9 protein-coding genes are annotated in these 11,003 nt (G+C 69.4%); 5 read left to right on the top strand and 4 right to left on the bottom strand.

What is annotated here, in order from left to right; translation table 11 throughout:
* Positions 1-167: 167 nt before the first annotated feature.
* Positions 168-1,565 carry a methylenetetrahydrofolate--tRNA-(uracil(54)-C(5))-methyltransferase (FADH(2)-oxidizing) TrmFO gene (trmFO, locus tag QZV94_RS04985; RefSeq protein ID WP_293676703.1) on the bottom strand — a complete coding sequence of 466 codons (1,398 nt, stop codon included), beginning with the start codon at positions 1,563-1,565 and terminating at the stop codon, positions 168-170.
* Between the two features lie 129 nt (positions 1,566-1,694).
* On the opposite strand from trmFO, the gene QZV94_RS04980 reads away from it, so the two are divergent.
* Entirely contained in the window at positions 1,695-2,585 is an 891-nt protein-coding gene (locus tag QZV94_RS04980; protein ID WP_293676702.1) for a hypothetical protein, read from the top strand.
* Here the strand turns inward: QZV94_RS04980 and QZV94_RS04975 are convergent.
* The 3 genes from QZV94_RS04975 to QZV94_RS04965 all read right to left on the bottom strand — a co-directional run bounded on the left by QZV94_RS04975 (position 2,582) and on the right by QZV94_RS04965 (position 6,505).
* On the bottom strand, positions 2,582-2,977 hold the full coding sequence (locus tag QZV94_RS04975; RefSeq protein ID WP_293676701.1) for a DUF3597 family protein: 396 nt from the start codon (positions 2,975-2,977) through the stop codon (positions 2,582-2,584). The genes QZV94_RS04980 and QZV94_RS04975 overlap by 4 nt on opposite strands.
* 65 nt (positions 2,978-3,042) lie before the next feature.
* Entirely contained in the window at positions 3,043-5,943 is a 2,901-nt protein-coding gene (gene uvrA / locus QZV94_RS04970) for an excinuclease ABC subunit UvrA (RefSeq protein WP_293676705.1), read from the bottom strand.
* Positions 5,944-6,145: 202 nt separating this feature from the next.
* Positions 6,146-6,505, bottom strand: a complete 360-nt coding sequence (locus tag QZV94_RS04965) for a hypothetical protein (protein WP_293676700.1) — start codon at positions 6,503-6,505, stop codon at positions 6,146-6,148.
* A gap of 298 nt (positions 6,506-6,803) precedes the next feature.
* On the opposite strand from QZV94_RS04965, the gene QZV94_RS04960 reads away from it, so the two are divergent.
* The 4 genes from QZV94_RS04960 (at position 6,804) to QZV94_RS04945 (ending at position 10,999) form a co-directional block, all read left to right on the top strand.
* Entirely contained in the window at positions 6,804-8,426 is a 1,623-nt protein-coding gene (locus QZV94_RS04960; RefSeq protein WP_293676699.1) for an ABC-F family ATP-binding cassette domain-containing protein, read from the top strand.
* Positions 8,427-8,453: 27 nt separating this feature from the next.
* Positions 8,454-9,758 (top strand): replication-associated recombination protein A, encoded by a 1,305-nt coding sequence (locus QZV94_RS04955; protein WP_293676698.1) that lies wholly within the window; start codon positions 8,454-8,456, stop codon positions 9,756-9,758.
* 68 nt (positions 9,759-9,826) lie between these two features.
* The gene (locus QZV94_RS04950; protein ID WP_293676697.1) at positions 9,827-10,258 is read left to right on the top strand and encodes a hypothetical protein; all 432 of its coding nucleotides are present in this window, start codon (positions 9,827-9,829) and stop codon (positions 10,256-10,258) included.
* Between the two features lie 9 nt (positions 10,259-10,267).
* Positions 10,268-10,999: an RluA family pseudouridine synthase gene (locus tag QZV94_RS04945; RefSeq protein ID WP_293676696.1), complete on the top strand. Its 732-nt coding sequence runs from the start codon at positions 10,268-10,270 to the stop codon at positions 10,997-10,999.
* The last annotated feature ends 4 nt before the right edge of the window (positions 11,000-11,003 follow it).

Here is an 11,003-nt window from a genome sequence, read left to right as displayed (position 1 = left end):
TGGGCCTCGCGGAGGCGCGCACAGTGGAACGCCGAGATATCAGCACTGCCGCTTTTCCGGCCGTGGTCCATGCGACGCTCGCACCGCTCTACGCGATGGGGCGCAGGCCTGGCCTGCTGGAGAAACAGCTTCGCATGACCTGGGCGGTTGCCCGAGGGAAGGTCTAGCTACTCCGCCGCCAACGCAGGCGGTCCATCGACCCACGTCGCCAGGTCTGCAAGCGCTCGATCGCCCATCGCGCGCTTCTTCAGCTTCGACTTCTCCTTCGACCCCAGGCGGCGACCCTCAGCGTCGCGCTTCGGCGGCTCGATCGGCGGCATGAGGCCGTAGTTGATGTTCATCGGCTGGAACGAGCCTTTGCCGCCCTCCAGGTGCCCGCCGGTGATGTGGCCCACCAGGGCGCCCATCGCGGTGGTGGCCGGCGGCGCCGCGATCGACCGTCCCAGCCGCTCGGCGGCGGCGAAGCGCCCGGCCAGCAGGCCCACCGCAGCGCTTTCCACGTAGCCCTCGACGCCGGTGACCTGGCCCGCGAAGCGCAGGCGCGGGTCGGCCTTCAGCCGCAGCGTTCCGTCCAGCAGGCGCGGCGAGTTGATGAAGGTGTTGCGGTGCAGGCCGCCCAGTCGGGCGAACACTGCCTTCTCCAGCCCCGGGATCATCCGGAAGATCTCGCTCTGCGCGCCGTGCTTCAGCTTGGTCTGGAAGCCGACCATGTTCCACAAAGTGCCCAGGGCGTTGTCCTGCCGCAGCTGGACGATGGCGTGGGCCTTCACCATCGGATCGCGTGGGTTGGTGAGGCCGACCGGCTTCATCGGCCCGTGGCGCAGGGTTTCGCGGCCCCGCTCGGCCATCACCTCGATCGGCAGGCAGCCGTCGAAGTAGGGCACGTGCTCCCAGTCCTTGAACTCGGACTTGGGTCCGGCCAGGAGGGCGTCGATGAACGCCTCGTACTGGTCACGGTCCATCGGGCAGTTGATGTAGGCCGCCGCGTCGCCGCCCGGGCCTTCCTTATCGTAGCGCGACTGTCGCCAGGCCACGTCCATGTCGATGGAGTCGAAGTTCACGATCGGGGCGATGGCGTCGAAGAACGACAGCGCATCCTCGCCGGTCAGCCCCAGGATGGCCTCCGCAAGCGCCGGCGAGGTGAGGGGGCCCGTGGCGATGATCACGCTATCCCACGCGGCCGGGGGCAGGCCGGCGACCTCCTCGCGGGCGATCGTGACCAGCGGGTGGGCCTCGAGGCGCGCCGTCACGGCCTCGGCGAACCCCTCGCGGTCCACCGCCAGCGCCCCGCCGGCCGGGACCTGGTGCGCGTCGCCGGCCGACATGATGATCGAGCCCAGCGCGCGCATCTCGGCGTGGAGCAGGCCCACGGCGTTACCGGTCCAGTCGTCGGCGCGGAAGGAGTTGGAGCAGACCAGTTCGGCCAGCTTGTCGGTCTGATGAGCGTCGGTGCCGCGCACTGGGCGCATCTCGTGCAGCACGACCGGGACGCCGGCTTGTGCGATCTGCCAGGCGGCTTCCGAGCCGGCCAGGCCGCCGCCGATCACGTGTATGGGCTTGAACATGCGTGGCTAACTAGCAACTGGCGGCCAGGATCGCGAGCGGGGCCTTGCGCGGGGACGCGAGCAGGGCAATTTGCATCTCAGGGGCTGCCGACTCGTTCAACACGAGCGAAGTCGGTCCGAGGGACGTGGATGAGCCGCTTTTCGCCCAGTGAAGCCGCAATGGCCGGGTTCCGACTGACCCGGGCATGGCCGGGCGTGATGTTCGCCTGGAGCTTCGTCTACTTCGGCGGCCTTCTCCTGATTACGCTGACGATGATGGCGACGCTCGGGCCGCAGTTCATCGCGCTCGCGCAGAAGGGCGGTCTGGCGCCCGACGACATGGAAGCGGTCAGTGCGCTGCTCTACCAGTCCGGCCCCGGGTTCATCGTGGTCCTCCTCATGACCGTAATGCTGGTGTCGGTGCTGACGGCAGGCGTGATGCGCCTGGTCCTTCGGCCCGCCGAGCACGGCTTCGCCCATCTGAAGCTCGGCAAGGACGAGCTGCGGCTGGCGGCGGTGAACCTGGCCTTCGTGGGGTTCTACGTCATTTCGGTGGTGGCGGGACTGATGGTCCGCACCGCCTTCGCATCTTCGGGGCCGGGCCTGGCCTTCCTCGTCGCGACGCTGGTCGTGGGCGTCCCCACGGCCTGGTTGGGCGTGCGGCTGTGCCTCCTGACGCCGCTCACCTTCGACACTCGTCGGATCTCCTTCCGCGAGGGTTTCGCGCTGTCCCGCGGCCTCGGTTGGCCGCTGTTCGGGATGATTGCGCTGGCGGTGATCTTCTACGTGATGGTCTGGATCGTCTTCTTCATCGTCAGCCTGGTGCTGGTGGAGCTGTCGGGCGGCCAGCGCGCGATGCAGGACATCGCGGCTCTGACCCCGCTCACCGCGGTGGCGACGATCATCAGCATCGTCATGCAGTTCCTGCTGCAGATCCTGCAGATCGTGATGATCTATGGCCCCTTCGCCGTGGCCTACCGCGAGATCCGCGACGGGGCCGCAGCGCCGCCGCCGGGCCCCCAGCGGAACCTCTTCCCCTAGTCCTTCAACGTCGCCGGGACCTTCCCGCCGTTCTTGGCCAGGGCCGCCCAGACCGCCTTGGAGAGCGCCATGTTCTGCTCGGCGCTGCCGTGCGGGCCGGCGTTCACGCCGAGGTCGGCGGCCAGCTCCTTGCGGGCCTCGAGGCTGGAATCCAGGTCCAGCAGCTTGAGGAGGTCGACGATGGAGGTGCGCCAGTTGCCGCCGCCGCCCTTCTCCGCGGCGATCTGTTCAAGGACGGCCTCGACGTCGACCGGAGCTGCTGGAGCCGCGGTCGCCGCCGGCCGGGTCGCGGGCGCAGCCGGCCTGGGCGCTGCCGTGGGCGCGGGCCCCGCGGTGGGCGCCGCCGCCTTGCGGTGGAAGATCCGGTCCATGATCGAGCTGAAGATTCCCATCGCGCGCCTCCTTGCTGCTGGCGATGGAGAACACGCGCCGGCGAGCGAGGTTGCACTGTCGGGACCTAGGCGCTGGCGAGTTCCTTTCGCCGCGCGCCCGCCCGCTGACGGTGCCGCTCCAGGAGCTCGTGAAGATAGCGCCCGGTCCAGCTCTTGGGGTTGTCGGCGACCTGTTCCGGCGTGCCCTGCGCCACGATCTCGCCGCCGCCGTCGCCGCCCTCGGGCCCGAAGTCGACGATCCAGTCGGCAGTCTTCACGACGTCGAGGTTGTGCTCGATGACGACCACGGTGTTGCCCTGGTCGACCAGCTCGTGGAGCACTTCCAGGAGCTTCTTGGTGTCCTCGAAGTGAAGGCCCGTGGTGGGTTCGTCGAGGATGTAGAGGGTCTTGCCGGTGGCCCGGCGCGACAGCTCTTTCGACAGCTTAACCCGCTGCGCTTCGCCGCCCGACAGCGTGGTCGAGGACTGGCCGACCTGGACGTAGCCCAGGCCCACACGCTTCAGTGTCTGCATCTTCTCGCGCAGCACCGGCACGGCCTTGAAGAACTCGGCGGCCTCCTCGACGGTCATGTCGAGCACGTCGGATATGCTCTTGCCCTTGAACAGGATCTCCAGGGTCTCGCGGTTGTAGCGCTTGCCGTGGCAGACGTCGCAGGTGACGTAGACGTCCGGCAGGAAGTGCATCTCGATCTTGATCAACCCGTCGCCCTGGCAGGCCTCGCAGCGGCCGCCCTTGACGTTGAAGCTGAACCGCCCGGGCCCGTAGCCGCGCGCCTTCGACTCCGGCAGCCCGCAGAACCAGTCGCGGATGGGCTGGAACGCGCCGGTGTAGGTCGCGGGGTTGGATCGTGGCGTTCGCCCGATCGGGCTCTGGTCGATGTCGATGACCTTGTCGAAGTGCTCCAGCCCCTCGATCCGCTCGTGGGCCGCCGGCGCGTCGGACGCGTTGTGCAGCCGCCGCGCGGCGGCCTTGTAGAGGGTCTCGATGGTGAAGGTGGATTTGCCCCCGCCGCTGACGCCGGTGATGCAGGTGAAGGTGCCCACCGGGATCTCGGCGGTGACGTTCTTCAGGTTGTTGCCCGTGGCTCCCACCACGCGCAGCACCTTCTTCTTGGAGATCGGCCGCCGATCCTGGGGCACCTCGATGGCCCGCGCGCCGGATAGGTACTGGCCCGTGATGCTCTTGGGCTCCGCCATGATGTCGGCGGCCTTGCCCTGGGCGATCACCTGGCCGCCGTGCACGCCGGCGGCCGGCCCCATGTCGATGACGTAGTCGGCGGTCATGATCGCCTCCTCGTCATGCTCGACCACCAGGACAGAGTTGCCGAGGTCGCGCAGACCCTTGAGGCTGACCAGCAGGCGGGCGTTGTCGCGCTGGTGCAGGCCGATGGAGGGCTCGTCCAGCACGTAGAGCACGCCGGTGAGGCCGGAGCCGATCTGGCTGGCCAGCCGGATCCGCTGGCTCTCGCCACCGGAAAGGGTGCCGGAGTTGCGGCTGAGGTTCAGGTAGTCGAGGCCGACGTTCACCAGGAAGCGCAGACGGTCGTTGATCTCCTTCAGGATGCGCCGGCCGATTTCCAGCTGCTTGTCGGTGAGCTGGGTCTCCAGGCTCTCGAACCAGTCCTTGGCGGCCTTGATCGGCAGCCGCGACGCCTGGCCGATGTGCTGGCCAGCGATCTTCACGGCCAGGCTCTCGGGCTTCAGCCGATAGCCGTCGCAGGCCGTGCAGGGCGTCTCGGACTGGTAGCGCCCCAGCTCCTCGCGCACCCATGAGGAGTCGGTCTCGCGCCAGCGGCGCTCCAGGTTCGGCAGCACGCCTTCGAAGGTCTTGTTGACCTCGTACTTCCGCGCGTTGTCATCGTAGATGAAGCGGATCTTCTCGGTCCCGGAACCGTAGAGGACCACATTGCGGGCCGCCTCCGGCAGCTTCCAGAAGGGCTCGTCCATCGAGAAGTCGTAGTGCCGCGAGAGCGCCTGCAGGGTCTGGGTGTAGAGCGGCGAGGGGCCCTTGGCCCAGGGCGAGATCGCGCCCTTGTGCAGCGACTTGTCCTTGTCCGGGACCACCATGTCGGCGTCGAAGGCGAGCTTGGCGCCCAGGCCGTCGCACACCGGGCAGGCGCCGTACGGATTGTTGAACGAGAACAGCCGGGGTTCGATCTCGCTGATCGTGAAGCCGGAGACCGGGCAGGCGAACTTCTCGGAGAACAGGAGGCGTTTCGGCTCGGTCTCGCCCTCCGCGAGGTCGGCCCATTCAGCCACTGCGATACCGTCGGCCAGCTTCAGCGCGGTCTCGATCGAGTCGGCGTAGCGAGTCTCCTGGCCGGCCTTGGTGACGATCCGATCCACGACGATGTCGATGTCGTGCTTGAACTTCTTGTCGAGGACCGGCGCGTCCTCGATCAGGAACAGCTCGCCATTGACCTTCACCCGCTGGAAGCCGGCCTTCTGCCACTCGGCGAATTCCTTGCGGTACTCCCCCTTGCGGCCGCGCACGACCGGGGCCAGCAGGTTGAGCCGCGTGCCGTCCGGCAGGGCGCTCAGCTTATCGACCATCATCGAGACCGTCTGGCTCTCGATCGGCAGGCCAGTGGCCGGGGAGTAGGGCACGCCCACCCGCGCCCACAGGAGGCGCATGTAGTCGTGGATCTCGGTCACGGTCCCCACGGTGGAGCGCGGATTGCGGCTGGTGGTCTTCTGCTCGATGGAGATGGCCGGCGAGAGGCCCTCGATGAGGTCCACATCCGGCTTGCTCATCAGCTCCAGGAACTGGCGCGCGTAGGCCGAGAGGCTCTCCACGTAGCGGCGCTGGCCCTCGGCGTAGATCGTGTCGAAGGCCAGCGAGCTCTTGCCCGAGCCGGACAGCCCGGTCAGCACCACGAGCTCGCCGCGTGGGATGTCGACGCTGACATCCTTCAGATTGTGCTCGCGCGCGCCCCGCACGCGGATGAAGTTCTGCTGCTCGGCCATGCTGTCCCGGAAACGCGGAAGGCCCACGAAAGGGCCCTTCCGCGAGACCGCCTAATGTAGGTGACGGGACTCGGGGATAACACAGGAACGGATAGCGAACAAAGGTGCTGCGTCATCATGCGCGCGAGGCCTGCTGACACCGTGGTGTCAGCAGGGTGTCAGTCGCCAGCGACGCTGTTGGAGCGGACTGGGGGCCGGCGGATCAGAAACGGCGCTTGAACGAGACCTTGGTGGGGCTGGCGCGCAGGCCCTGGTCGTCAGACCAGTCGGCCTTGGCTCGGATGTCCACTTCGGGAACCTCGCCGTCCGCTATCGCGAGGCGGGGCGGCAGCTTCAGGGTCCTGGAATGAGCCGTGCTGCGCGGCGCCGACCGTGGTGCGGGCGTGCGCCACAGGGCCGCCGCATCGCGGTCGAGGGTGAAGGCGGCCGCGGCCGGCCTCAGCGTCTGCACGCTCGCTGCAACCGCCGCGGAGGCCGGGAACGTCTGGGCCAGGGCGTCGGAAGGAGCCGCCGCCAGTTCGGCGAGGCTGAGGACGGGGACCAGGATCGGCGGGCGGCGCACGGTCGTTCTCCAGCATGTAACCGCACGCCAGAACCCGCGCCCTTGGCAATGGTTGCCCAGTCCCGCCGTTCACAGATGCGTCAAGGCGCGCGTCGGGGCGGCCGACCAGGGCGCCGAAGCCTGCCGTATGCCGCATGCATCCCCGGCTCCCGCCATTCGCCGATCCTCCCGACGGCCGCCATGTTGCGCAGGCGCTGTTCGCCGACTAGATACCGCGCCTCAGCCTGAAGGAGCACGGCTATGCGGCGCGCGCTGGACAACCCGACCACCCGACCTGTCCACGCCCCCGAGATGGCCCATGTCTTCGCTCCCCAAGTCCTCCCTCATCACGCTCGATGGGCTCAGCTACGTCACCCCTGACGGCAAGAGCCTCTTCGACAACCTGACGCTTGCATTCGGGCCCGAACGCACCGGCCTCGTCGGGCGTAACGGGGCCGGTAAGTCGACCCTTGTCCGGGTGATCCTGGGTGGTCTCGCGCCGTCCGCCGGCCGCGTGAGCGTGCGCGGCCGCCTGGGCGTGCTGCGTCAGACGCTGATCCCGCCGCCGGGGGCCAGCGTCGCGGACCTCCTGGGGGTCGCGCCGGCCCTGGCGCGGCTCCGGCGCATCGAGGCGGGGGACGGAACGGAAGACGACCTCGCCGAGGCCGACTGGAGCCTTGAGGCGCGGCTGGCGGCGGCGCTGGCCGACGTGGACCTGGCGAGCCTGGACCTCGACCGCCCGGCGTCGAGCCTGAGCGGCGGGCAGGTGACCCGAGCGAGTCTCGCGGGCCTGGTGGCGGCCGAGCCGGACCTGCTGATCCTCGACGAGCCGACCAACAACCTCGACGCCGCCGCGCGCGAGTTGGTCGTGCAGGTCCTCGGTCGCTGGAAGGGCGGCGCGATCGTGATCAGCCACGACCGCGCCCTGCTGCGGCGCATGGACCGGATCGTGGAGCTGTCTGGTCTCGGCGCCCAGGTCTACGGCGGCGGGTATGACCTTTATGCCGAACGCAAGGCCGACGCGGAGGCCGCCGCCGCCCGCGGGGTCGCCGACGCCGAGAAGGAGGCCGCCCGCGTGGCCCGCGAGGCCCAGGTCGCGGCCGAACGCAAGGCTCGCCGCGACGCCGCCGGCAAGCGGGCCCGCGCCAAGGGCGACGCACCGAAGATCGCGCTCGACTTCAAGGCCGAGCGCGCCGAGGCGAGCGGTGGCCGCGGCCAACGGCTTGCGGATCGCCAGAAGGCCGAGGCGGCCGAAGCCCTGGCCGGCGCGGAGTCCCGCGTGGAGCGGGTTCGCCGCCTCGCGTTCGACCTGCCTCCCTCCGGCCTCGCGGCAGGCAAGACCGTGCTGGTGTTTGAGGACGTGGACTTCGGCTACCCGGGCCTGCCCCCGGTCCTCAGCCGCCAGTCGCTGCGGATCGTCGGGCCGGAACGCGTCGCCGTCTCCGGGCCCAACGGCAGCGGCAAGACCACGCTCATCCGGCTCGCGGCCGGCGAGCTCGAGCCGTCCTCCGGCCGGATCATCCGCGGAGCGCCGGCTGCCTTCCTCGACCAACAGACCGCGCTGCTCGGCGACGACGCGAGCCTGGTCGCCACCTTCCGTCGTCTGAACCCGGCGTCGAGCGAGAACGCCGCCCGAGCCGCCCTTGCCCGGTTCCTGTTCCGCGGCGCCATGGCGGAGAAACCGGTGGCGTCGCTAAGCGGCGGCGAGCGCCTGCGCGCCGCGCTGGCCTGTGTGCTGCTGGGCGACCGCCCGCCCCAGCTGCTGATCCTGGATGAGCCGACCAACCACCTGGACCTGGACTCGATCGCCGCGGTGGAGGACGCCCTCGCCGGCTACGACGGCGCGCTCCTGGTGGTCAGCCACGACCGCGATTTCCTGGACGCCATCGGGATCCAGACAGAGATTTGCCTCGCGCCGCCCCCGGCTTCGCGCAGGAGGTAGGCGGAAATCCGTGCTAAGCCCGAACCCATGGCGGACCTCTTCGAAGCTGCGGGCCTGACGCCGCAACAACCGTCTCCGCTGGCCGACCGGCTGCGGCCGCAGACGCTCTCCGAGGTGGTGGGCCAGGATCACCTCCTGGGACCGCAGGGCCCGATCGGGCGGATGGCGGAGGCCCGGCGGCTCTCGTCGATGATCCTCTGGGGGCCGCCCGGCACCGGCAAGACGACCATCGCGCGCCTGCTGGCCAAGGCGGCGGGCTACGAGTTCCAGCAGCTGTCGGCGGTGTTCTCGGGGGTCGCGGACCTGAAGAAGGCCTTTGAGGGCGCTCGCGTGCGCCGCGCCGCCGGACAGGCCACCCTGTTGTTCGTCGACGAGATCCATCGCTTCAACCGCGCCCAGCAGGACGGCTTCCTGCCGTTTGTGGAGGAGGGGATCGTCACCCTGGTGGGCGCCACCACCGAGAACCCGTCGTTCGAGCTGAACGGGGCGCTGCTGTCGCGCTGCCAAGTCTATGTGCTGAAGCGCCTGGACGAGGAGGCGCTGCAGACCCTGCTCGCCAAGGCGGAGGACCATGAGGGTCGCCCGCTGCCGCTGGAGCCGGAAGCTCGCAACGCCCTCCTGGCCATGGCCGACGGCGACGGCCGCTACCTGCTGACGCTGGCCGAGACGCTGTTCAACATCGGGACGGCCAAGCCGCTCGACACCAAGGCGCTGGGCCAGGTGCTGCAGAAACGCAGTCCGGCCTACGACAAGGACCGCGAGGAGCACTACAACCTCATCTCCGCCCTGCATAAGTCGATCCGGGGCTCCGACCCCGATGCCGCGCTCTACTGGCTGGCGCGCATGCTGACCGGCGGCGAGGACCCGCTGTTCATCGCGCGCCGTCTGATCCGCGCGGCGGCCGAGGACATCGGCGAGGCCGACCCGATGAGCCTCGTGCTCGCCAATGCCGCGAAGGACACCTACGACTTCCTGGGGTCGCCGGAGGGCGAGATCGCGCTGGCGCAACTCACCGTCCACCTGGCCGCGGCGCCCAAGTCCAACGCGGTCTATATGGCCTTCGGCGCGGCCATGAAGGCGGCCAAGGAAACCGGCTCGCTGATGCCGCCGGCCCACATCCGCAACGCCCCGACCAAGCTGATGAAGGACCTCGGCTACGGCAAGGGCTACCAGTACGACCACGACGCGCCGGAGGGCTTCTCCGGCCAGGACTACTTCCCCGACGAGATGGAGCGGCGCCAGTTCTACAAGCCGCGCGGGGAGGGGTCCGAGGCGCGAATCAAGGAGCGACTGGAGCGCTGGGCGGCTTTGCGCAAGGGGAAGGGCGGCTAGTTCGTCGGACGTTGTTCTCCCGAACCCGTCGGCCTAGGCTGCACTGCAGTCTTGGGAGGGACGTTGATATGAGCGAGACGGCGGAGACCCGCGCAGCCGCGCCGTGGTGGTTCTGGGTGGTGGCGGTGATCGCACTGCTGTGGAACGCCTTCGGCGGCTACGACTACACGATGAGCCACCTGCAGGGTGATGCCTACTTCAGGCAGATGCGAATGACCGACGCTCAGATCGCCTACCTCACGGCCTACCCGAGCTGGATGCACGCGGTTTGGGCCATCGGGGTGTGGGGCTCGGTGCTGGGCTCGATCCTGCTGGTGCTGCGCTCGCGGTGGGCGTTCCACGCTTTCGCCGTGTCGGTGCTGGGCGCGATCGGGAACCTCGGCTACCTGCTGATGAACCCCGGCGGCGGCGACATCGTGTTCCCGGTGATCATCATTGCGATCTGCGTTGCGCTCATCGGGTTCTCTTGGGCGATGACGAAGCGGGGCGTGCTCCGCTAGACATCGCGGGTGAAGCCGCTCGCGCCCGTCCAGCTCTCCGCCGAGGAGACAGTCTTTGTCCGCGGCCTCGTGTTGTACGAGGATGCCAAGGTCCTGGCGCTGAACAAGCCGGCCGGCCTCTCCAGCCAGGGCGGGCGCGGGCAGGTCCACACGCTGGACGAACTCCTCTGGGCGTTCGCCAAGCCGGGCAAGGCGCGGCCGCGGCTGATCCACCGGCTGGACCGCGACACCTCCGGCGTGATCCTCACCGCCAAGACCAAGCCCGCGGCAGGTTTTCTCGGCAAAGCCTTGATGCGACGGGCATTCTCCAAGACCTACCTGGCGATCGTGACACCCGGGCCCCCCGAGCCCAGGGGCGGGGTGATCGACCTGCCGCTGCGCCGGGACGAGCAGGGGCGCGAGGCCTACATGCGGGTCTGCGCGCCAGACCATCCGGACGCCGAGGCGGCGCGCTCGCGCTACCGGACGCTGAAGGATGCGGCCGGCGCGGCGCTGCTGGAGCTCGCTCCTGAGACCGGCCGCATGCACCAGTTGCGCGTGCACCTGGCGGCCCTGGGCCGGCCGATCGCCGGGGACGCGCGCTACGGCGGAGCGCTGGTAGTGGGCGGTCACGCCGTGCCGCGGCTGATGTTGCATGCGGCCGCGCTCAGCTTCCCGCATCCGGGCGGCGGGACGAAGCGGCTCGAAGCGCCGCCGCCAGCGGATCTGGCGGGGCTGATCACGACCCTGGGGCTAGGCTAGCGGA

Origin of the sequence: uncultured Phenylobacterium sp. (assembly GCF_902826855.1) — a bacterium.
In the GTDB taxonomy this organism is placed as follows: domain Bacteria; phylum Pseudomonadota; class Alphaproteobacteria; order Caulobacterales; family Caulobacteraceae; genus Phenylobacterium.
Note: the sequence above shows the minus strand (reverse complement) of the source record. Positions and strands in the feature narration are given on the sequence as shown.

Excerpts from the sequence above, each read along its gene's own strand:
- trmFO (WP_293676703.1), bottom strand. The coding sequence starts at position 1,565 with ATGTTCAAGCCCATACACGTGATCGGCGGCGGCCTGGCCGGCTCGGAA.
- QZV94_RS04980 (WP_293676702.1), top strand. The coding sequence starts at position 1,695 with ATGAGCCGCTTTTCGCCCAGTGAAGCCGCAATGGCCGGGTTCCGACTG.
- QZV94_RS04975 (WP_293676701.1), bottom strand. The coding sequence starts at position 2,977 with ATGGGAATCTTCAGCTCGATCATGGACCGGATCTTCCACCGCAAGGCG.
- uvrA (WP_293676705.1), bottom strand. The coding sequence starts at position 5,943 with ATGGCCGAGCAGCAGAACTTCATCCGCGTGCGGGGCGCGCGCGAGCAC.
- QZV94_RS04960 (WP_293676699.1), top strand. The coding sequence starts at position 6,804 with ATGTCTTCGCTCCCCAAGTCCTCCCTCATCACGCTCGATGGGCTCAGC.
- QZV94_RS04955 (WP_293676698.1), top strand. The coding sequence starts at position 8,454 with ATGGCGGACCTCTTCGAAGCTGCGGGCCTGACGCCGCAACAACCGTCT.
- QZV94_RS04950 (WP_293676697.1), top strand. The coding sequence starts at position 9,827 with ATGAGCGAGACGGCGGAGACCCGCGCAGCCGCGCCGTGGTGGTTCTGG.